A 22,833-nucleotide genomic window follows, 5' to 3' on the forward strand; every position below is an offset into this window, starting at 1 on the left:
TAGGAATATCATGCCGCCACCCCGACGTCCACCACCGCGGCCACCTTTACCACCGCCGCCTCCTCCGCGTGAAATCAAGTATAGCCATAAAAATATTGCCATAATCACGGTCATAAAGAATCCGCCGCCTAAGGCTAGCGAGCCTGCAAAGAAACCGCCTGCAGTGAGGATAGAGCCGAATACTCGACCAAAAATACTGGTAATAAAGCTACCAAATATCATCGCCATAATAAATAAGAAAATAGGCGACGGCACTTCATCAGATCCTTGCTGCGCACTGCGCTCAGCTGCTTGTGCATCAGCACGCGCTAATACGTCAGGATCAGCGGTCAGGCGTGCATTTAGCGCGCCAACACCTGCCAATATCCCAGCGCCATAATCATTTTGCTTAAACAATGGCGTAATATCTTCACGGATGATGCGATTGACTGCGGCATCTGGCAACACCCCTTCTAGTCCATAACCAGTCAAAATATACATATCACGGTCATTGACAGCGACGACCATTAATAAACCATCATCAATATCTTGATTGCCTAGCTGCCATTTTTCTGCAACCTGTAACGCATAGTCAAAGATGGGCACACCATTGGTCGTAGGAACGATAACAACTGCCGCTTGAGCAAGACCTTGCTGATAGATACCCCTTAATTGAGCCTCTAATCGTTGTTTTTCTTGCGGGTTCAAGATATTGGCTTGATCAACCACTGGTGAATTCAGTATGAGCTTGTCAGCATCGATACTCTCTGCAGTGGACTGTACTGGTGGTTGAGCCGTCGGCTGTGCTTCTGCAGTCGCTTCATTATTAGCCGCATTAGGGTTGATAGCATCATTGCCAAGTATGGCGTCATTGATAGCGTCATTACCGAGCACCGCATCGTTGATGGCTTCATTCGACTCACCTGCCTTAGCAAGCGCCACCAACTCCTCGACACTACGATTTTGCATGGTCGAAGTACTATCGGTAGCAACAGCGGTATCGTTAACATTGGCGTCGGATGCAGCATACAGCACAGGCGCACCACTCATGCTTAGCGCGAATAGTAATACTGATAAGATTGCTTTTGAATTATTCATCTAATCTATACCACCTCAAGTGACATCTGTACTGAATTAATGGGTATGAACACTATCAATGCTAATGATATCGTTAGCAATGAGCTTATTACTGATAATGAGCGATTTTATGCCAAAGCATTAAACAAAAAGCATCCAGAAAAAATTACTGAGCGATAGCCATTAAACGACTCTTTAGCACCATCGGTCATACAAGTTTTAAGTCCTACAAGTACTCAGCAAAAAGCCACTTATATCAATCGAAAGTAAGACACCTCTAGAACCTTTACTGAATAGTAAATAGAGCAGCCAATATACAATACCGCCTTATTTACTTATTGATTTAACGCTTATACGCTTATTCAACCAACAGCAATTACTCAGCAGTGGCTTCAGACGAATCACCGAAATCCACACTTGGCGCGGTCGAGATGGCTTCTTCATTCGCCACGCTAAAGTTTGGTTTGGTATCCATGCCAAATACTTTTGCGGTGATATTGGTTGGAAACTGACGTACCGTCGTGTTATAGCCTTGGACTTCTTGGATATAACGGTTACGAGCAACAGCAATACGGTTCTCTGTCCCTTCTAGCTGTGCTTGCAGGTCTTGGAACAACGCGTCTGACTTTAGCTCAGGATAACGCTCAGACACCGCCATCAAACGTGACAATGCACCGGTCATCTGCTCTTGCGCAGCTGCATAGCGCTCCATGGCTTCTGGATCGTTAAGGACCTCTGGCGTGACTGTGATGCCACCCGCACGTGAGCGTGCCTCAGCGACTTGAGTAAAGACTTCTTGCTCTTGCTCGGCGTACTGCTGAACCACTTTGACCAAGTTAGGCACCAAGTCCGAACGACGCTGGTATTGGTTAACCACTTCTGACCACGACGCCGTCACTTGCTCGTCTTGTGATTGAAGATTGTTATAACCACAACCACTCAAACCAACAGTAGAAGTGGCCAATACTGCTGCCAACAACATAGGTTTTGCAATAGATTTACGCGTCATTGTTATTTCTCCTAATAGTGATAAATACCGTTTATCCATTTATTATAAAACACACGATAGCAAATGAACGGTTGTCTTTTAATTATGCTGCTAATAATGGCGCTATAACGGCACTTTTACAATTCATCGTTACCAAAACACAACCGCAAACCTCTGTCATCGACTGACCCACTACTTACTCGCTCATACTCTTCATTCGATAAAAATGATTCATAAACGCTAAAACAGCAAGCCTCTTACTATTTGTAGTCAGTACTCATAAATTAATGGCTACAAACTAATGACTCATAGAGTAGCAGATTACAATCTGACGAACGGTAAGGTGAGCTATAGTTTGAACACATCACAGCTATATGATTGGTAAATTAACCCAATAAATCTAAACATATACACCTATATATAAAGAAATTTCTAGTAATTGCTATAAAAATATGGCAAATTGCAGTTACGTAGCAGTACGGTTTGAATACATTTGGTAGTGGACTTATAGTTTGATTAGTATTAGCGCATGATTAGCAGCTGTATGAAAACACTAATAAATCGTCAAATACTGATTCGATTTTCGATACCAACTGTGTGGTCAGACTGTATCGCTCATAGCAAATTGGATGCTATAAGCAAGATAAGCGTCTATTTATATAACCGCCTGTTTTATCCGCTGGTCTACTTATAATTCATCTCAGTTATTTCGTGATGATAGGATACCGCAATAATTGGGACAGCAACAAATGCAGCCGCAGCCAACATTAAATAGATAAGCGGTAAGCATAGGATTGACATTGCTGATCAGCCATGTGGATAAATACAGACAACTACAGTCCATTCTTAGTGGCTAAGCGCGTATGAGACCTAACTGATATAGTTTAGTCGATGCAGATAATTTAACTGCTTAACTTGAATAAGTAAGTTAACCAGTTAGCTTACTCCTAGCATACAGCGCCACTTTGAGACAGTACTAGGAATACATAATATGGAAAGTTTAGTCAATCTAGCAAACGGAATTATTTGGAGCCCAGCATTAATTTACTTATGCTTGGGTGCAGGTCTCTTCTATTCAATTATGACGCGCTTTGTACAAGTACGTTTATTCAAAGAAATGCTTAGACTGCTATTTAAGGGTAAACCTGATAATGCTGGTATCTCGTCATTTCAGGCATTAGCTGTTTCACTTGCCGGTCGTGTGGGTATGGGTAACATCGCTGGTGTTGCTGCTGCCATTGGCTTCGGTGGCCCAGGTGCGGTATTTTGGATGTGGGTTGTGGCATTCTTAGGCGCATCCACTGCTTATGTTGAATCGACTCTCGGTCAGATTTATAAAGAGCGTGACGTCGTAACCGGCGAGTATCGCGGTGGTCCAGCTTATTACTTCGAGCGTGCGCTTGGTCAAAAGTGGTACGGTATTTTATTCGCTATCGCTTCGATCATAGCGTGTGGTGTGTTCTTACCTGGCGTACAGGCGAACGGTGTGATTAACGCTGTGGCTCAGGTCGCAGGCGAAGGTTCTGCCATGAATTTCATGGGTATAGAAACCGGCACGACTCGTGTTGTCGCTCTTGGTCTTATCTTAGTTGTCTTAGGTTTCATCATCTTCGGTGGTATCAAGCGTATTGCAACCTTTACCGAATATGCTGTTCCTTTTATGGCAGTTGGTTATATTGTTCTAGCCATCCTTATCATGTTTGCAAACTTCAGCATGATTCCGCAAGTGTTCGGTTCAATCATTGGTGATGCCTTTACTGCTCAAGCAGGATTTGGTGCTGCTATCGGTTGGGGTGTGAAGCGTGGTATTTACTCAAACGAAGCTGGTCAAGGTACCGGTCCTCACGCTGCTGCTGCTGCTGCCGTCGACCATCCTGCACAGCAGGGTTTGGTACAGGCATTCTCAGTCTACGTTGATACCTTACTTGTTTGTTCTGCGACTGCCTTTATGATTTTGTCTACAGGTATGTACAACATTCAAGGCGAACTACCTGATGGTCAGTTCTTGGTTCAAAACGTTGCAGCAACCGTCGAGATTAACTCACCTTCATTTACCCAAATGGCGATGGAATCTGTCTACGGTACATTCGGTAACACCTTTATCGCTGTAGCCGTATTCTTCTTTGCCTTTACCACTATCTTGGCTTACTACTACATCGCTGAGGTCAACATCTCTTACCTCACCCGCTCTATGGGTACTGGCGCTAGTAAAGCAGGTCAATTCGTTGTAAAACTTGTCATCATGTTTATGGTTGGTTATGGTGCGCTAAATAGCTCAGGTTATATCTGGGGACTTGGCGACGTTGGTGTTGGCTTGATGGCTTGGTTGAACATCGTTGGTATCATTGTTATCTTCTTTGTGGCTCGTCCTGCTATCGATATCCTGCGAGATTACGAAGCACAGCTCAAAGCAGGTGGCGGTACGACTTCTAAACGATTCGTCTTTGATCCGAAAAAATTCGGTATCAAAAATGCGACTTATTGGGAAGAACGTCATTTACAAGAGCAAAAAAGAATGGCAGCTGACCCACTACATAAAGAGCATAAGTAATACTCTATAAAGTAGCTGGTGGTTAGTGCTTATTCATTAGTATTAAAGTAGATAAAGCAAAAGCCCGGGACCATGGTCTCGGGCTTTTGCTTTCGGGTCACTTCCAAATTGGTGTTTTTTATAGAAAGTCTAAATACAAAGAACCCAGCGCGAGGGCTGGGTTCTTACATAATATTCATAAATCATTTTGCTCAAATTGTGCTTATTTTGGTAGCAATACAGTGTCAATCACATGCACAACACCATTGGTTGCTGTCATATCTGTTGCGGTGATATTGGCTGAGTTACCGCTAGCATCTGTAATCACATTGGCATCACTGATAGAGAATGTTTGACCATTCGCCGTTTCAATTTCATTGCCATAAGGAATGTCAGCTGCTTTTACGACCATAGGTACCACATGATACGTTAGCACACCAGTTAGCAGCTCTTTGTCCGCTAGTAGCTCTTCTTTAGTGATGTCTAGCTTGGTTAGCAGGGCAGCAAAGGCCGCATCTGTTGGAGCAAATACTGTGTACTGACCGTCAGCCATCATCATGTCGTCTAGCTCTGCTGATTGCAGCGCTTCAGTCAAGATGGTTAGGTTCTCGTTACCAGCTGCCATTTCACCAATACTCTGAGTAGCAACCATATCAGTGCCAGCCACTTCGGTCTCAGCCATTGGATCAGTGTCGACCATAGGCTCAGCAGGTTCAACTGCCATCTCTTCAGTGGTTACTTCTGGCTCAACTGGCTCAGCAACCGTTTCAGTATCGTTACAAGCGGCCAATGACATAGCTGCGGTAACGACGGCGATAGATAGTAGATTTTTCTTTAACATAGGTATTTCCTTTGGTGTTAGCGTTCAAAAGTGAGTAAAATTTGAGAAATTAGTAGTATTCAATACTTAGTGAAACTTAACCTAACTTCTATGAGCAGTCATTTAAAAATAACGGCTAAAAACAGCGTCTAAAAATAGGCTTTATAGCTATTCATTATTTGCTATAAAAATACAAATACTTATTTGGGCATCAATACGCGATCGATCACATGTATCACACCATTGCTAGCAGCAATATCCGTCTTTAGAATATTAGTAATGCGGCCATTCTCGTCTTTTAACTTACCTTGTGGGGTAATGACCAAGGTATCTGTACTAAGCATGGTGTAGTTACCTGGTCTTACATGCTTTTGATAAACCGAGGTATTGCCTTTTAGAACATGATAGGTCAAGATTTTGGTCAGCAGTGGCTTATTGGCAAACAGTTCTGCCTTGGTCATACCGTTCTCTTGCAGTGCTTTTGCAAAAGCAGCGTTAGTCGGTGCCAATATCGTGTAGCTGGCGCTAGTGTCAGACAATGCCCCCGCCAAATCTGCTGCTTGTAATGCCTCTACCAATAGCGAAAAGTCTGAATTACTTTGGGCAATTTGTACCACGTTCATTTTTGCCATTGGCTGACTGTGCGTAGGTGCTTTCATCTGCGTATCTTTGACAGGCATCATATTATTACAAGCACTCAAGCCAGCGATTGATATCGCCAATGTGCTGATAGTAGCGAGTTTAGAGATTTCCATATTTACATCCTTGATTATGAGATTTTTGTTTTATATGGTTGGATATCGTTTAAAGATTCACTCATAAGGTTTGCTAATCCATAAGACAATAACAGCTGCATTTTTATATTCATCACTTTACATCTAAATCACTTGCGCATACCGCATCCTATAAAGGTGATATCCATATATCCTTTCGAGCGCCAGTACTTAATGAGTGCCAATACTTACAAAACTGATGACACAACCGACGCCACGGCTTACAAGTGCTACTTATGAGAGGCGAATCCTTATGTACGCAAATTAGCATACAGCACCCGACCATCAATCCGTATTTACGCTATTTTTTGTGATATCGATGTAAGTTTTGTCAGTGTTTTAGGTAAACTATTAGCTTTTTATGGTTGAAATCAAAGCTTTATGTAATCTCTGAGCGAAATGATATTCATTTGTGCTCACTTGCTTTATGCCATAAAATCTATACTTGCGCTTAAATATGCAATTGATGACGCAAGCAGCAGACATATCCTCTTATTTATCATATGGTACAAAGGAATATGTACTATGACGTCTGTTAACTATTTTTCATGCTAAAATAATGCGGATTTGCCTATTCTATTTAAAAAAATCTGCAGCCTATTTGTTATCCCTCCCCTTTATAATACTGAAGATATAAGCAGCGTTCCTATGACTCAAGCGATGACACAGACTCCTTCTCAAGCTAACACCTCTAGCACATCACAAACAACTGATGACTTCATCCTGACGCCACCTGCTGTGTTCCCTTTTAAAGAAAGGCAGCTAAGCGCACGCGCCCGAATCGTTGAGCAAATGCAAAAGCGCATCCTTATGCTTGATGGCGCGATGGGTACGCATATTCAGAACTATAAGCTAGAAGAAGCGGACTATCGCGGCGAGCGCTTTGCAGATATTAGCCAAGATGTGCGTGGCAATAACGATTTGCTCGTGCTAACCCAGCCGCACATGATCAAAGAGATTCACAGTGACCACCTAACGGCTGGTGCAGATATTATCGAGACCAATACCTTTAATGGCACGCGTCTGTCGATGTCTGACTACGATATGGAATATCTGGTGCCAGAGCTGAACAAGACTGCGGCTAAATTAGCGCGCGAAGCTGCTGATGAAATTACTGCTAAGACCCCTGACAAGCCACGATTCGTCGCTGGAGTCGTTGGCCCAACGTCGCGTACTTGCTCGCTATCCCCTGATGTCAATGACCCTGCCTTTCGTAACATTACTTTTGATGAGTTGGTGCTAAATTACCGTGAAGCGACGCTGGCACTGATAGAAGGCGGTGTCGATATCATCTTGATTGAGACCATCTTTGACACGCTAAACGCTAAAGCCGCGATATTTGCGATTACTGGCGTCTTCGATGATATCGGCTTTGAGCTACCGATTATGATTTCGGGTACGATTACCGATGCCTCAGGCCGTACGCTATCTGGCCAAACCGCTGAGGCGTTTTATAACTCGATTCGCCATGCCAAGCCGTTATCTGTTGGCTTCAACTGTGCGCTTGGTGCTGATGCGCTGCGCCCACATATCCAAACGTTGTCTAATATCGCCAATACATATGTCTCGGCGCATCCGAACGCGGGCTTGCCCAATGAGTTTGGTGAATATGATGAATCGGCAAAGGAAACCACTGCCCTGCTAGAAGGCTTTGCCAAAGCGGGTATCTTAAACATCGTCGGCGGCTGCTGTGGTACGACACCTGAGCATATCCGCCAAATTGCTAATATGGTGGCAAACTACCCACCGCGCGAGATTCCTGAAATAGCACCTGCCTGCCGACTATCAGGGCTTGAGCCATTTAACATCACGTCTGACAGCCTATTCGTCAACGTCGGTGAGCGTACCAACGTCACTGGCTCGAAGAAATTCTTACGGTTGATTAAAACCGAAGCCTATACCGAAGCACTAGAGGTCGCCCGTGATCAGGTAGAGGGCGGCGCGCAAATCGTTGATATCAATATGGATGAGGGCATGCTCGACTCCAAGCAGGCAATGATTCATTTCGTCAACTTAGTCTCAGGCGAGCCTGATATTAGCCGTGTGCCTTTGATGCTAGACTCATCTAAATGGGACATCATCGAAGAAGGCCTGAAGCGTACGCAGGGTAAATGTGTCGTCAACTCCATCTCCCTAAAAGAAGGCTACGATGAGTTCGTCGAACGTGCCAAACTATGCATGCGCTACGGTGCCGCAGTCATCGTCATGGCCTTTGATGAAGACGGACAAGCCGATACTTATGAGCGTAAAATCCAAATCTGTCAGCGCAGCTATGACGTGCTGGTCAATGAAGTTGGTTTCCCGTCTGAGGACATCATCTTTGACCCCAACGTTTTTGCGGTCGCTACAGGTATCACTGAGCACAATAACTACGGCGCTGATTTTATCAATGCCACTAAGTGGATTACGGATAACTTGCCTAATGCGATGGTATCGGGCGGCGTATCCAACGTCTCGTTTAGCTTCCGTGGTAATCCGATTCGTGAAGCCATTAACTCGGTATTCCTCTATCATGCGATTCAAAACGGTCTGACGATGGGTATCGTCAACCCTGCCATGCTTGAGATATATGACGACATCCCGAAGGAAGCTCGCGACGCGATCGAAGATGTGATGCTCAATCGCAATCAAGGTGACAGCGGTCAAGATGCCACTGAGCGCTTGATGACGGTCGCAGAGAACTATCAAAACGACGGTAAGAAAAAAGACAGCACTATCGATATGAGCTGGCGCGAAGGCACAGTAGAAGATCGTATCGCTCATGCGCTAGTCAAAGGCATCACTACCTTTATTGAGGCCGATACTGAAGAGGCGTGGAAGAAGTACCCCAAACCGCTAGAAGTCATCGAAGGGCCACTGATGGACGGGATGAATATCGTCGGGGATTTATTCGGCGCGGGTAAAATGTTCTTACCGCAAGTGGTCAAATCTGCGCGTGTGATGAAGCAATCGGTGGCCTGGCTAAACCCGTATATCGAAGCGGAAAAAGTCGAGGGTGAGGTCAAAGGTAAAATCCTCATGGCGACCGTTAAAGGCGATGTCCATGACATCGGTAAAAACATCGTCGGTGTGGTACTCGGCTGTAACGGCTATGACATCGTCGACTTGGGCGTGATGGTACCGTGTGAAAAAATCCTCGATACCGCTATTGCTGAAAAAGTCGATATCATCGGTTTATCTGGTCTGATTACCCCGAGTCTCGATGAGATGGTCTATGTCGCCAAGCAAATGCAAGAGCGCGGCATGAATCTCCCCTTGATGATCGGCGGGGCAACGACTTCTAAAGCGCACACGGCGGTCAAAGTAGAACCGCAATATCAAAACAATGGCGTCATCTATGTAGCGGATGCCTCACGTTCGGTCGGCGTAGTCACCAAGCTGCTCTCTAAAGAACACCGTCAAGGCTTGATTGATGAAACCCGAGAAGAGTATATCAAGGTACGTGAGCGTCTCGCCAAACGCCAACCAAAAGCGGCAAAGCTGTCTTATGCCGAATCCATCAAGGTTGGCTTTAAAGATGATTGGGAAAACTATGTGCCACCTGTACCTAATAAACTCGGACAAGTGATATTTGATGATTATCCTATCACCAACCTACTGCCATACATCGACTGGACACCGTTCTTTATCTCTTGGGGTCTGGCGGGTAAATACCCAAAAATCTTGCAAGACGATGTGGTCGGCGAAGCGGCACGTGATTTGTTTGACAATGCAGAAGACATGCTGCAAAAAATGATTGATGAAAACTTAATCGTGGCCAAAGGTGTGTTTAAACTGATGCCAGCCAAGCGCACTGGCGCGGATACGGTCACCGTCTATGACAACAGTCCAGCTGATGGCGGCAAACCGACCTATCAGTTTGAGCATTTACGTCAGCAAAGCGATAAAGCCAGTGGCAAGCCGAACTTTAGCTTGGCAGACTTTATCTCACCATCGGACACCCATACCGATTACTTAGGTGGCTTTACGGTGTCGATAGTTGGGACAGAAGCACTGGCTGAAAAGTACAAAGAGGCAGGCGATGACTATAATGCTATCATGGTACAGGCGTTATCTGACCGTTTAGCCGAAGCCTTCGCTGAGCATCTGCATGAACTGATTCGTAAAGATTATTGGGGTTATCAGGCTGATGAAAATCTAACCAATGATGAGATGATTAAAGAAAAATACGTCGGTATTCGCCCCGCGCCGGGCTACCCGGCCTGTCCTGAACATACCGAAAAAGGCAAACTCTTTGACTGGCTCGGCACAGTTGAGGCTATCGGCACGACGCTAACTGAAAGCTTTGCAATGTGGCCTGCGTCATCGGTCAGCGGCTTTTATTATTCGCATCCTGATAGTGAGTACTTCAACGTCGGTAAAATCAGCAGCGATCAGTTAGAGAGTTATGCTGAGCGTAAAGGCTGGGATATCAAAACTGCTGAGAAGTGGTTAAATCCAAATTTGTAGGAATTCAACAGTTTGATATACGACATCGTTTTTTGAAACAAACTATGTCGTTATAAGCCTTAAACATACCGCCACATTGTCTACTTCATTTGATAAAAATGCAGTAGACAATATGGCGGTTTTTTATTGCCTATATCTTTACCTTTTAACTGTCTCTTTCAATCTCTATTTTTTTTACTCACTAAGCCCCGCCAGTCAAGCCTTAGAGTAAAAACAGTTAATTAAAATAATAAATAATCATGTCTGTTTTTACCAATAACCCCTCTTCAAACTGACTGCCTTTAATTCTAAACATCATTCATTCAATCACGATTCACCCTAATCTATTATGCAAAAAAACTCTTATTTTTATGAGCACGCCTTAATTATTTTTGATATATTTATATTTAAGGATATAAATATGTTTTTTTTCTTATATTCTATGCCGCTGTTTTGAGGGTATTTTATTTTTCTACGTTGGGTAGAGACAAGGACGTAACGTTTAAGCTAAGTGAGATTTTACATTTTAATTCAAGGAGAGATAAAAATGAAATCATTCAAACTAGCACTATTAACCATCGCCACCGCGCTCGTTTTACAAGGGTGTAACGATGATAATTCAGACTTTAACCCACCGCCCACTTCATCAGATATCGATACCAATATTGTTGGTTTTTGGAGTGAAGATGATGCTAATGGCAATTTGTCAGCCATCTCTTTTATGGATGATGGCACTTATGTACAGGTTCAAGTTAACAATAACTCATCAGTGGATGATCCAGAGGGCGGCCTCGAATGGGGTGAATATAGTATTGATAAAAAAACCGGCAAACTAACCACCACGCAACGGTTTGATGAAAATGGCGATATGGGTTTATCAGATGCGCCAAATCTATCAGCCCATGTATCTAACGGCAAGTTGATCCTGCAAGTCGATGAAAACGAAAACGGTAGCATCGATAGTGATGAGCAATATAAGTTTTCAGAAATCCAGCCCGATGGCATCGTAGGCGCTTGGAGCTTTGATGATGTAGACGATACAGATGATGAGCTGATTGGAGTCGCTTTTTTAGATGATAGTCAATATGTTCATGTACAGGTAAATTCGGATCTCTCAGTTGATAACGATGAAAACGGTCTTGAATGGGGTACTTATGCGATCAACCCATCCACCAATCAACTCACAACCACTCAAACCTTTGATAGTAATGCTGACAAAGGGCTATCAGAGCCGAGCACTCGTTACGCGCGCGTGACTGATGATGAGAAGCTCATCCTTGATGTCGATGACGATTCATTTACCTTCTCAAGAACTGCTGTTACAGAGCCAGTCGATGCGCAGATGCTATCAGGGCTGTGGCGAATGGATCTTGGTAACGAAGAGCTAGTGACTCTATCATTTTTAGACGATGGCACCTATTTACAAACCCAAGTCACGGGTCCTACTTCCTCAAGAGGCTCGGATAATGGTATTGAGTGGGGCGAATACTCGCTAAAAGCAAATAATGAATTAGAAATTGACGATGTCATTTTTGATAATAATGGCAGCGCTGGCTTATCAGATGAGGTACTAAGAACGGTACAAATCACTGATGACATCCTAACTTTAGGCGTCGACGAGGACGATAGCGGTATAGTCGACAACGACGAAAAGTATCAGTTTACCAAAGCCAAGTCCCAAAATGAGCTAGGTATTTGGAAGGCAAAAGCAGGTCAGGTTGATGACGAACTTACCTTAGTTGGGTTCTTAGATGACCAAACCTTCTTTCACATAGAAGTCGATGAAAAGCCGCCTTTTGATGAGCCTGAAATGCCACCTTCTGGTATGGACTGGAATCTTTATACCTTAGGTAATAATGGACTGTTTACCCTCGGTCAGTCGCTATACAGCAATACTGGTGGTAATGATTTATCGTTCTTTTATCAGATGAACATCAGCGTCTCAGGCGATACACTGACCTTCAACGGCTACGAGGATCAAATTGAAGTACAAAACAATGACGGTGAAACGGTGATTTTTGATCGTCAGTAGCTATCAAAATAACAATGCAAAAATAAAAGTATAAAAATACAATTCAGCCGATATAAACATATCGGCTGAATTTGTTATTTTTGGTCTAGTCATTTTTTATATTTCCCTGCCGACACTTTTCTAAACAATAAATCACCTGCTCCCACTTCTTACGCCAAGTAAAAGCACGCTAGCAGACGGGGCAGATTTTTTACTTTCTTCATTCACAAACCTTTAACCCCTGCTTAAAGCATTTGCTATATCTCTGTGCCATTTTAATTCGCAACTGGGTATTAGGATGGCTTGATAAGAAGTCGGACAGTTTGTCTTCTTCAACCGCTTCAGCTTTTTCATTATTGGCTTCAACTTTTCCATTATCAACTTCACCTTCTTGCTGATCTGCGGCGTCATCGACCTCTTCTGCATTGGTCGTGGTCGAGTAGTCTTCCATACGGCTCAGGATATCTCCAAAGGCCTTTGGATCAATGCCAATCTCAAGCATCTTGTTAAAGGCAAACTCATCGGCTTCGGTTTCGTACTGACGTGAATAGTGATTTGACACCAGTGCCGTGCCCAACCCCGTAGCAAGCTCACTGATACCGTCTGGGTTGCCCAATACCAATATCACAATCATCGTGGTTAATGAGTTTTGAGTGAACATCTCTAAGCTATGACGCTCGACCACATGACCCATCTCATGTAACAGTACCGCATCTATCTCATCATCATTTTGGCTCAATTCTACAAACTTATCGGTCAAAATAATATCGCCAGACGGTAATGCAAAAGCGTTTGGCAGACTTGAGCCGCCTATGCTCATATCCCGAAAGTGTAGCCGATACTGAATATTGTCATCACCACCGAATGGTTTAAGGCGTGTCTTAAACCGAGATATGATTTGCTGTTGTTCAGCATCACTTATTTGAGTGGGTTCTAAAAAATAACGATCCATAAAATCTAATGACTGATGACCTATAAACTCGCCTGTCTGCTGAGGGAGCGCATGAGCGACTGTTTGACTCGTCCAAGGAATACCCCATTTAATAAAACTAAATACAAAAACAACAGTGATGACCAACATCGTCAAGACGCTGGTCATTTTTGTTTCATGACGATGTAAGCGTAAACGCCACTTTGAGGCTGTATCGCTGTTTTTATTACTATTGATTATAGTATCGATAGCATCATTATTGTGAGTCGTAAAGAGTGAGCCATCAGTAAGTGTAAGCTTGCGTTCAGTATTTCCTAAGCGATCATTGATCGTCACTTGCGACCACTGACCCGTGATATTTTGATGTCTTTCGCTGTCGTTACCAGTCTCACTAGATACAATTTTTACCTCATATCTCGTTTTAGCTACCGTGAGTTGCGCGGCGTATTGAACCGAGCTGTCTTTGGGATACCATTTGCCTGATATTGAATTTATCATTACTGTTCTCACTGTATCCACTAGCTAAACGAAGCAATCAAGGATGCCATTAACCAAGCCATGATTGAAATAAGGTGTCGATCAATAAGGTATCGGTTAATAGGATCTGGCTTAGATGGCAATATCTATATCGATATCTAAAACATCACCAATTTCTTCACCAATAGCAGACTGCTCTTGCTCTTTTTGGGTCAGATAACTATTGATATCTATATCTAAGGCTTCTATCCAAGAGTTATCAGCGATATAACGGGCCACACGGACTTTTGCCCAAGGCAATGCTAAGCCCGCAGTAAATAGAACCAATAGCATATTGGTCGCTAACACATAAAAATAACCTTTAGCGCTGACGGTTGACTTAAAAGTGATGGCTCTATCCAACGTGGTATTTTCGAACAGATACTGACGTTGACGGCTAAATGAATAGGCTGTAGCGAATAAGAACGTGGCAATAAAACCAAAATACATAACCAAAAACCCAACAACGAATAATGGATTTGCATCTGCGCTTTCGATGTCACTGGAAATACTGCCAAGGTTAAATCCGCCCGACAACGTAGACGCAAATATTAAGCCGGAGAGTATTAATAGGACAAATAAACAACCAATAATGATTAGCATTTTTTTAAGTTGAATTTTTATAAATTTTTCGGTGTTGATGTTGATGAAGAAATGACCTTGACCAAATTTTGTCTGACCAATCTGGTATTCTGCTGCTTTTTTTGTAAAGAGTCCTGTGACAAAAATGCCTATGGCTATCGCGGCAATGATACCTACGGCAAATAGTATGAAGGCAAAACTTAAATCAGAACCTTCATCTAGACTGGTCATTGGGACTAGGCTACCAAAGGCCAGCAACGCAACTGCTGCATAACCCAATATGGGTATAAGCATATAAATAATATAGGCGGGCTTTAGATTGCCTATGAAGCTAAAGCGCACGTTGCTAAAGCTGGTCATGCGCATATTGAACTTGAGACTGCGCCAGATGATCCAAGGAATAAAAGCAAATAAAACAATGGGTAAAATGACTCCGACGGTAGGTAAAACAGAGCCTACCACCTGTAGGGCAAGCAATATCAGCACACCGATTAAGTAGCCCAGAAACAGCTGTCTTCCGGTGGCATGGTAATCAAAATATCGATCTGCATATTCAGTATTCGCATAAAAATATCGACGCGTACGTACTTTTGCCCAAGGGTAATAAATGCCTATGGTGACGATGCACAATAAAACATTCACAATCCATATCTTAAAATACTCTGATCCGTCACCTTTAAATTGTATTTGTTTCATCCTATCCTTAGAACCTTAAAATTTGATGTGAATGTTTAGGGCGTGTCCGCATTTTAAAATAGTAATAAAAATAAGAACATGACCTAGTTGAATATGAGTTAAATTGAGTATATTTTTGAGATATTAGGGTCTGTTGAAAAACAGAAAATTTAAAAAAAGCATTATAGATTATAAGCTTAGTAACTTCGAGTATTTTATGGAATTTTGTTGATTGAAATATTTTTGCGATGTTATCGCGACCGGAGTGCTGAATGAGATAGAATCGATTCGCTATTTCACGTTTTGACCATGATTCAAATAACATTCTTTGTAGTCATTAGCTAACATCTAGCAACGACTGAGATTTTGATTATTGAGTTTTTATGAATTGATAAAGCCTAGCAAAACAAAAAATGAGCTGCACCTTCTACTTTTTAAAGATACTTCGATTAAAGACGTGGCAGTTTTCTATTATCGACATTTAAAATTACTCTGTTTTATCCTTACTCCGCCGACAGCGCTCAGAACAATAAATCACCTGCTCCCAATCCTTTTCCCACTTCTTGCGCCACGTAAATGGGCGCTGACAGACTGGGCATACTTTTTGCGGTAGGTTTGCTTTTTTGTGTGCCATGAGCTTCCCTGCGTCACTTTGTATAGTTAATACTAAATAAAATGGATACGTTATTTAATAACGCGAAACTGGTATAAATTTTTCTGGCTTGCTGTGCCTATGCCGACAGAGGCTGCAAAAATCATATTAAAAACTAAGCATCCCAGTCCCGCTGTATCTTTTTCATATTGGACTGAATATAGTATAAAAGGCTGGGTTAAAAACCCAGCCTACAACCAACGCGAAATTTAGATTTAAATTCTTACTTTTGATGATCTAACCCTTCATACTTTTTTACGCGGCGGCATTGGTCGGAACAATAGACCATACTCTCCCAGTTTTTATCCAACTTCTTCGCCCAACTAAATTCGCGCTCACAGACAGGGCAGAGTTTTTTGCGGACGTTTTTCTTTTTGTGCGCCATACTTTTCTCATTGGTTTGTTTAACATAGTCGAATCAACTGCCACGACTATACATCAATAACTTATCGCTATAGCCTATTAATTATAAGTTCTAATTATCATTATTGCTTATAAGCGTTAATCGTCAGTATCAATCATAGTCATCAAAGATTTTGTTTAGCCTGTTGAGGCTATTGACGATAAGCTTGCCGGATTGATCGGTACTGCTATCAATTGCCAGCTTCTCATCCATCCGCATCGTCAGTGGCGTAAGCGCTTCTTTAAGAGCTGTTGCCATCAGCGCGGTCTGTTGATGAACATCAAGCGTATCGCTGTCTGCCGTTTGGTTCTCATCATTCTTAAGCAGGCTCTCTGTTAAGCTATTAGACAAGCTATCAGCCATTTTTTGTGCCAGTTGCTCAACAGCATCCACCAGCTGCATCATCAGCGCTTTTTGCGCGCCTTGATTTTGTTTGAGATACTCGCCTTCCGCCTTTTCAGTATTGTGATTGTGCTTATATATTTGTACCAGTTGACTCACGCTTTTCTCAAAGCTATGGTCGATACTGTCGCTGACGACTTTGGCATTGTTAATGACGCTATCGGCAATGATTTTCTGTGCTTCTAACTGGGCATTGAGTTGTGCTTGTTGTCCTGCTTGTCGTAAGCGGGCGATTTGCTCTGGGTCATTTTTCGTTAAGTATGTCTCAAACTGGCTACTGATGGTATTGAAGCCACTAGCCAAGTCGACCAACTGGGCAACGATACGCGCGCCAGTATCACCGTCTTCACCGCCCATGGCTTTATTACGTAAGAAGTCGGCTTTGATTTGTGCCCAACGCTCTTTTTCTGCGTCAGTTAACACACCGCGCATCTCGCCAAGCTTTAGAAGGTTGCTCTCTGCGCCTTGGGTCAATAGCTGCGACTCACCCAAATAGTGATCGTCTATCAGCTGGTTCAGCTCGTTTTCATTCATGACCGCCGATAGCTTTTCGGTCATCTTATTCATATTACGATAACTGCCTTGCAGCTTAAATATCGGCTCGACACGGTATTTATCATCTTGTGATGCTGAGGCAATATAGGCTTGATTAACGTCAAGAATGACTTCTTGCACCCTAAACATATGGCGCAAGATGGCGATAATCTCGTTAACCTCTGAAGTGCTATACGGATACGTCAGCTCGCTGCTCTGTGCTTGGGCGAGGTTGGCATTGTCCGTTTTTGCCATTTTAATCAAACGATGAACATCCGCTAAGTCACGGTTGGCCAGTGGTGCGAGAACGGTATTAGAGGTGAGTGAGTTTTCAATATAACTGAGCGCAAATACCTCTTCCATGCCGCTCATAATATCGCCCAAGTTATAGATATCGGCGCGGTTGGCAAGCATATCAGGGACTTTAAAGGCCTCACCGCTTTCGGTGTACGGGTTACCCGCCATGACCACACAGAACTTTTTGCCACGCATGTCATAGGTTTTGGTTTTGCCTTGCCAGACGCCATCGATACGGCGCGTGCCATCACCTAATGAGATAAACTTCTGCAAAAATTCCGCATGCGTATGCTGAATATCATCGAGATAGAGCATGACGTTATTGCCCATCTCAAAGGCTAAGTTGATTTTATTCAGCTCTTCTCGGGCGGTGGCATTAGGTGCTTTTTCGGGATCTAATGAGGTGACATCATGACCGAGTGATGGACAGTTAATCTTCATAAAGATAAGGCCGAGACGATTGGCCACATACTCCATCAAGGTGGTTTTACCGTAACCTGGTGGCGATATCATCATTAGGATACCCATCAGATCGGTACGCTTATCCTCGCCGACCGTGCCCATCTGTTTGGCGAGGTTGTCACCAATTAACGGCAAATAGCTCTCATTAATCAGACGGTTACGCACAAAGGAGGACAGTGGTCGCGGCATAAACTCGTCCAGTCGCAACGTCTCTTTTGAATCATGCAAAATCTCTGAGCGCATGGCTAGATAGCGTCTGTAAGCAGGGATGACTTGGGTATCATGGTGATGCAGACGATTTAAGAAGTCATCGACCGCAAAGGTCAAGGTCTGCTGATGAATACGTGTATGCTCACCTAGTAAGTTATTAATTTGAATCTCAAGCGATACTTTACCTGTGCTGCGCTCAAAGCTCTGCACTTGATTGAGCGGATTGTTGAGGCTGGTCAGCGAGGTTGTGGCTGAGAATGACAACGTAGATGGCGTGCTAGTGGCGCTATTATCGAAACTAATACCTGAATCAATGAGGCGCTGTACCAAGGCTTCACGCTGAGCATCATTTAACTGGGTAAGCAAGACAGCAATGGCTTCGGGCACATAATGACGGCCACTCTCTAGCTGTTGCTTGCGTAGCGCCTCTTTTTCCTTACTCTCAGCAAGCTGCTCTTCAGTGAGGGCCGCGCCTGCCTCATCCGTGCCATCAGCTGATACGTTAGCCGACTCAGTATCACCATAGGTCTTATCAAGTAACGCATGAAACCATGTGGCTAGTAGCTCATAGGCTGACTTGGGTTGAAAACCCAGCTTACTGATAGAAGACTGTAGCTGCTCAAAACTGGTCGTATTTTGCGTGCTGCCGGCAGCGCTATTCAACGTTTGGCTTAACTGCTCACACAACTGCTGCGCTTGTTGACTCGTTTGCCAGTCTATCTTGGCATCTACGCCACTATCAGAGATACTCGCCTGCCCTATGACGCTCACCAGATACTCACTGGCAAGCTGGACATAGCTTGGTTTAAAGATGTTAGCGTTATGAATATCGCTATTTTCAGAACCTAGCTTTGAATCCAAGCCTGATTTTGACTGCTTACTAGCGCCGTTATCAACGCTACTGCCTTTATTAACACCAATGCTGTCATCATTATGAGCGGCGACAAACTGATGCATGATTTGACTCATGTCCTCAACGAGCAGAGATTTGGCTGTGTCGCTACCCAGTGCACGGCGCAGTTGCTCAGCGGTAGCGGCTCTATCTGTCCAGTTGCTCGCACGCGTCAGCACTGATTCATTCAGCCAATTATCATAACCAAACTGACGTAAGGCGTCTAAGCCAAGCGCTTGCACGAGGTTCAATTGCCAATAAAACAACTGTGCCAAGGCACGTACTTGCGAGGTATAAATCAGTAGCCCTGCTTCACGCAATGTCGGTAGTATTTGCATCAATAATAGCGTGGCATCATGGTCATGAATGCCCTTGTCATAACCGAGCTGATAGCGAGGGGTGGCGTAAGCTTTGACCAATTTAGACAATGGGCTGTCATTATCAATATCACCATTAATATCAAGGGTAATGATGGTCGCATCGTATGCTTGATATAGGCGCGTTTCAGTCAGGCCGTCTTGGCTATTTTTGGCACTTTCGATAATGCTATAAGCCAAGTACTCCGCACGGTATACCTTGTCAGATTCGGATGCGATATTCATATCCCAGTACGGCCGCAAGGCGTTTAGCTCAGCATTATTAAGCACTTCATAATAATCTGTTCCCGTTAGATGTAAGTTCAGCACACGCTTGCCATCTGACTGTTGACGACTCAATAAGGTCAAATCAAGCGGCTGAGTATTAACTGAAAAGCGGTGCTTGCCCAGTTTGATGATTTGACCACCATCTTCAAACAAGTCTGACTTATCTTTTAGACTCTTATAGCTTTCGATTTGAATGGCTTTTAAGCGGGCATCGATGTCATCAGCTTTGACACTAAAGCCCATCGCTTGCAACTCTTTGGCTATATTACGTACTTTTTGTACCAGTCCGTCGGCAGCAAAATACGTATTGAGCGTTTCCTCTTCCTTAAAGCCGGTGACGCCTGTGCTTTGCGTGCGTTTTTTGATACTCTCAAGCATCCGCAGCGCGCCATCGCCTAAGTTCTGCGCTTTGCGGTTGCGGGCATCGAGCAATTGCTGCTTATGATTCTCAAAAGTCTCGTAAATCTCTTCACGCTTGCTGATGATGTCGGCTAAAAATTGATCGCCACTACCGCTCTCTGGGTCCGCGAACTGGCTTTCTAACTCTTCCAACTGCACCAGCAATTTTGCCATTTGCTCGTCTGATTTCTCAGGCGTATTGGCAATGGATAAGGCATTAGCAATCGACTGACCAAATAGCTTGAACTGCGCGCCAAACTGCGCGACTGCTTCAGCCGATCCTAAATTTTTGCGCTTATGATTAAGCTTGGCTTTGCTCTGATTGAGACTCGCATAAATGGTCGATATATCATCGATAATTTGGGTACGTACCGTAGCATCAGCAACATCTAATGTGCCTAATAGCTCAGTCAACAAATCTAAGCCTTGCGCTGTCTCATCAATTTTTTCTAGTACAGGTTTTAATTCAGCATTGGTTTCTGCGGTATGTAAACGCTCACTGACATCGATCAATATACCTTCGTAACTTGAGAGTGCCTCTTCCCCGCTTAAAAACAGCACGGTTTTTTCGGCAAGCTCGCTCTCTGCTGTTGCTAGCTGAGTCTGCAACGCTTCTAATTTATCACTATCTAAATAGCGTAAATCCTCTAGGCTAACCAAACGGCCCTTTTGCCGTCTTAATGCTGACAGCTGATCGACATAATCACTGGCAGACTCAAAGGTGGTAACGCGTATCTGCCGCAAAATCTCATTTTGCTGCGTGTCGGCATCGGCCAATGCCGTTTGGGTTTGCTTCTGGATGCTTTGTACTTTGGCGAACTCATCAATCACCAATTCAGCCGTCGCCGTCACTTCCTTAATACTACTGGCGACTTCACTCAGCTCAGGCTCAGACAGCCAGTAATAGCTATCAAAGAGACGGCTAGTATTGTCGGCTAATTCTTCATAGAGCTTTTGTGACACGCTTTGATTGTCAATGAGGCGGGTGATGCTATAGAGATCTGAGATGCCGCGCACCAATTCTTTATTGCCAATTTTGCCATAGAAGCTCGTGCTTTCAGGTAATTCACTGACATACTCAGGAGAGGCATAAGGGGTATGCCATATCTGCATCGGGTGAATGCGTGACGGCTCACTTTGGTCACTAAACAGCACCAAGCGCCCATTTTCTGACAGCGCCATACCATTACAATAAATGGGGTTTGCCAATTGCTTTTTGATAAGGTTGTAGGGAAACAGACCTGTGACACCTAAAGCGACATCATAGAATAAAAACAACACATCTTCGCCATTGGGCGATACGATTTTACGTTTAAACTTTAAGTCTTTGGCACCGACATTATTGGCATCAAACAGCTTATACTCGCCCGTTTGTAAATAATAACCCCCCGGAAATATAATGCCGTGATCCTCAGGCAGCTGCACACACGACTGTCCAATTGCGTCTAAACGCAGTACCGTTTCGGTCAAGGTGTTATAAACAAAATAGCGATAGCTGTCTTCGCGATACGGCAGTATCTTGAGCAGTATTAAACTGCCAACTTTGGCATAAGCAATCTCGGCATCGGTCAGCGACTGGGTGCGATCATTTACAGGCTCACTATAGATACCCTGCCCTGACTGGGTATTGTCCTCAATTTTAATGGTCAAATCGCCGCCGACGGTTTCTACAAATACCGTATCTAAGATATTCATATGCGGATACTTGCCATTAATCATCTGCTCGCGAGTGGTCTCAATCCAATCAAAATCGTAAGCAGGCGGCAACTCGATATCACGCTCGCCTCGATTGTCTACGTAAGCAATTTGAGCCGATTCAGGTGTGCCTTGACTAAAATCTAACGCAAAACGAAAGACGCGAATATCGGTGATACGCTCGCCAATTTGAAACGCCAATAGCAGCTTGCTGTCTTTGACTGTCAGCTGAATCAGCCGTGTTTGCTTATAATATCGATACAGCTCATTAAAGTCTTGAACAAAGGCCTCTTGATCTAAGAAGGTGTTTTTTAGATCCACTTCTTCTAGCTGATACTCTTGCTCAGTGTGTTCGCGGCTCCCATTGTTATCTGTAGCGCTTTCAGTATTTGCCGTGCTTTCACCATTATCAATATCGGCAGCACTTTCACTATTATTATCACCAACATTCTTGTTAGGAGGATCTATCAATCGATATAGCGACAACACATCTTTGATATTGCTCGCGCGTTTGAGACCCATAAAGACGTTGTAGCCGAATAGCATATAATCACCGACTTGCACCATGTCTTGCGCCACACAGTTATATTCGGTGCGAATGCGGGTGCGAGCGATGACTTGCATTTGGGTACTGCCAAACTCTTGCAAGCGCGCATTGTTCAGCTTGGCCGTTTGCTGCTCTAGACGACTGCCCTGCTCAGTAAGACGCTTTTTAATAAGCTCATAAGCATTGCCTGAGGCGACCGCTTGATCCGTTTGCTCGGATTGATTATGACTATTGGTATTATTTGGATTGGTTGCGTTTTGGGTGTCCGCCATCGTTGCTCGTCCATTTGTATTTTTGGGCAATAAGATAAATCTAAGGAAGTTTTGAATTAAATAAGCACTTGGCTAATCTAAAAAAACCAGCATTGACTACTCGTTTTTTTAGAT

Annotated in this window: 12 protein-coding genes and 1 pseudogene; 3 read left to right on the top strand and 10 right to left on the bottom strand. The window is 43.7% G+C overall.

The window, feature by feature from the left end; all coding sequences use genetic code 11:
- Window positions 1-1,077, bottom strand: a 1,077-nt coding sequence (locus QL919_RS10680) for a TPM domain-containing protein (protein WP_290189509.1), incomplete at its 3' end; no start/stop codon positions are given.
- Window positions 1,078-1,432: 355 nt separating this feature from the next.
- Window positions 1,433-2,065, bottom strand: a complete 633-nt coding sequence (locus QL919_RS10685; protein ID WP_290189510.1) for a LemA family protein — start codon at window positions 2,063-2,065, stop codon at window positions 1,433-1,435.
- A 970-nt stretch (window positions 2,066-3,035) separates the two neighbouring features.
- On the opposite strand from QL919_RS10685, the gene QL919_RS10690 reads away from it, so the two are divergent.
- On the top strand, window positions 3,036-4,595 hold the full coding sequence (locus QL919_RS10690; RefSeq protein ID WP_290189511.1) for an alanine/glycine:cation symporter family protein: 1,560 nt from the start codon (window positions 3,036-3,038) through the stop codon (window positions 4,593-4,595).
- A 202-nt stretch (window positions 4,596-4,797) separates the two neighbouring features.
- On the opposite strand, the gene QL919_RS10695 is transcribed toward QL919_RS10690, so the two are convergent.
- Window positions 4,798-5,415: a fasciclin domain-containing protein gene (locus QL919_RS10695; protein ID WP_290189512.1), complete on the bottom strand. Its 618-nt coding sequence runs from the start codon at window positions 5,413-5,415 to the stop codon at window positions 4,798-4,800.
- Between the two features lie 179 nt (window positions 5,416-5,594).
- The gene (locus tag QL919_RS10700; RefSeq protein WP_290189513.1) at window positions 5,595-6,149 is read right to left on the bottom strand and encodes a fasciclin domain-containing protein; all 555 of its coding nucleotides are present in this window, start codon (window positions 6,147-6,149) and stop codon (window positions 5,595-5,597) included.
- Between the two features lie 678 nt (window positions 6,150-6,827).
- Between QL919_RS10700 and metH the strand changes: the two genes are divergently transcribed.
- Window positions 6,828-10,616, top strand: a complete 3,789-nt coding sequence (gene metH / locus QL919_RS10705; RefSeq protein WP_290189539.1) for a methionine synthase — start codon at window positions 6,828-6,830, stop codon at window positions 10,614-10,616.
- Window positions 10,617-11,142: 526 nt separating this feature from the next.
- Window positions 11,143-12,627: a hypothetical protein gene (locus QL919_RS10710; RefSeq protein ID WP_290189514.1), complete on the top strand. Its 1,485-nt coding sequence runs from the start codon at window positions 11,143-11,145 to the stop codon at window positions 12,625-12,627.
- A gap of 85 nt (window positions 12,628-12,712) precedes the next feature.
- On the opposite strand, the pseudogene QL919_RS10715 reads toward QL919_RS10710, so the two are convergent.
- The 6 genes and pseudogenes from QL919_RS10715 to QL919_RS10740 all read right to left on the bottom strand — a co-directional run bounded on the left by QL919_RS10715 (window position 12,713) and on the right by QL919_RS10740 (window position 22,719).
- Window positions 12,713-12,814: pseudogene (locus QL919_RS10715) on the bottom strand (DUF2256 domain-containing protein).
- Between the two features lie 12 nt (window positions 12,815-12,826).
- A complete protein-coding gene (locus QL919_RS10720) occupies window positions 12,827-14,035 on the bottom strand; it encodes a M48 family metallopeptidase (protein ID WP_290189515.1) in 1,209 nt (402 codons plus the stop codon).
- A gap of 111 nt (window positions 14,036-14,146) precedes the next feature.
- Window positions 14,147-15,331, bottom strand: a complete 1,185-nt coding sequence (locus tag QL919_RS10725; RefSeq protein ID WP_290189516.1) for a YjgN family protein — start codon at window positions 15,329-15,331, stop codon at window positions 14,147-14,149.
- A gap of 466 nt (window positions 15,332-15,797) precedes the next feature.
- Complete coding sequence (locus QL919_RS10730; protein WP_101210898.1) at window positions 15,798-15,944, bottom strand: DUF2256 domain-containing protein; 147 nt, start codon at window positions 15,942-15,944, stop codon at window positions 15,798-15,800.
- 241 nt (window positions 15,945-16,185) lie between these two features.
- A complete protein-coding gene (locus tag QL919_RS10735) occupies window positions 16,186-16,347 on the bottom strand; it encodes a DUF2256 domain-containing protein (protein WP_084212304.1) in 162 nt (53 codons plus the stop codon).
- 129 nt (window positions 16,348-16,476) lie between these two features.
- A complete protein-coding gene (locus QL919_RS10740; protein ID WP_290189517.1) occupies window positions 16,477-22,719 on the bottom strand; it encodes a DNA repair ATPase in 6,243 nt (2,080 codons plus the stop codon).
- Window positions 22,720-22,833: the final 114 nt, after the last annotated feature.

The organism is Psychrobacter sp. APC 3426, from assembly GCF_030408035.1.
Classification (GTDB): domain Bacteria; phylum Pseudomonadota; class Gammaproteobacteria; order Pseudomonadales; family Moraxellaceae; genus Psychrobacter.

Excerpts from the sequence above, each read along its gene's own strand:
- QL919_RS10685 (WP_290189510.1), bottom strand. The coding sequence starts at position 2,065 with ATGACGCGTAAATCTATTGCAAAACCTATGTTGTTGGCAGCAGTATTG.
- QL919_RS10690 (WP_290189511.1), top strand. The coding sequence starts at position 3,036 with ATGGAAAGTTTAGTCAATCTAGCAAACGGAATTATTTGGAGCCCAGCA.
- QL919_RS10695 (WP_290189512.1), bottom strand. The coding sequence starts at position 5,415 with ATGTTAAAGAAAAATCTACTATCTATCGCCGTCGTTACCGCAGCTATG.
- QL919_RS10700 (WP_290189513.1), bottom strand. The coding sequence starts at position 6,149 with ATGGAAATCTCTAAACTCGCTACTATCAGCACATTGGCGATATCAATC.
- metH (WP_290189539.1), top strand. The coding sequence starts at position 6,828 with ATGACACAGACTCCTTCTCAAGCTAACACCTCTAGCACATCACAAACA.
- QL919_RS10710 (WP_290189514.1), top strand. The coding sequence starts at position 11,143 with ATGAAATCATTCAAACTAGCACTATTAACCATCGCCACCGCGCTCGTT.
- QL919_RS10720 (WP_290189515.1), bottom strand. The coding sequence starts at position 14,035 with ATGATAAATTCAATATCAGGCAAATGGTATCCCAAAGACAGCTCGGTT.
- QL919_RS10725 (WP_290189516.1), bottom strand. The coding sequence starts at position 15,331 with ATGAAACAAATACAATTTAAAGGTGACGGATCAGAGTATTTTAAGATA.
- QL919_RS10730 (WP_101210898.1), bottom strand. The coding sequence starts at position 15,944 with ATGGCACACAAAAAAGCAAACCTACCGCAAAAAGTATGCCCAGTCTGT.
- QL919_RS10735 (WP_084212304.1), bottom strand. The coding sequence starts at position 16,347 with ATGGCGCACAAAAAGAAAAACGTCCGCAAAAAACTCTGCCCTGTCTGT.
- QL919_RS10740 (WP_290189517.1), bottom strand. The coding sequence starts at position 22,719 with ATGGCGGACACCCAAAACGCAACCAATCCAAATAATACCAATAGTCAT.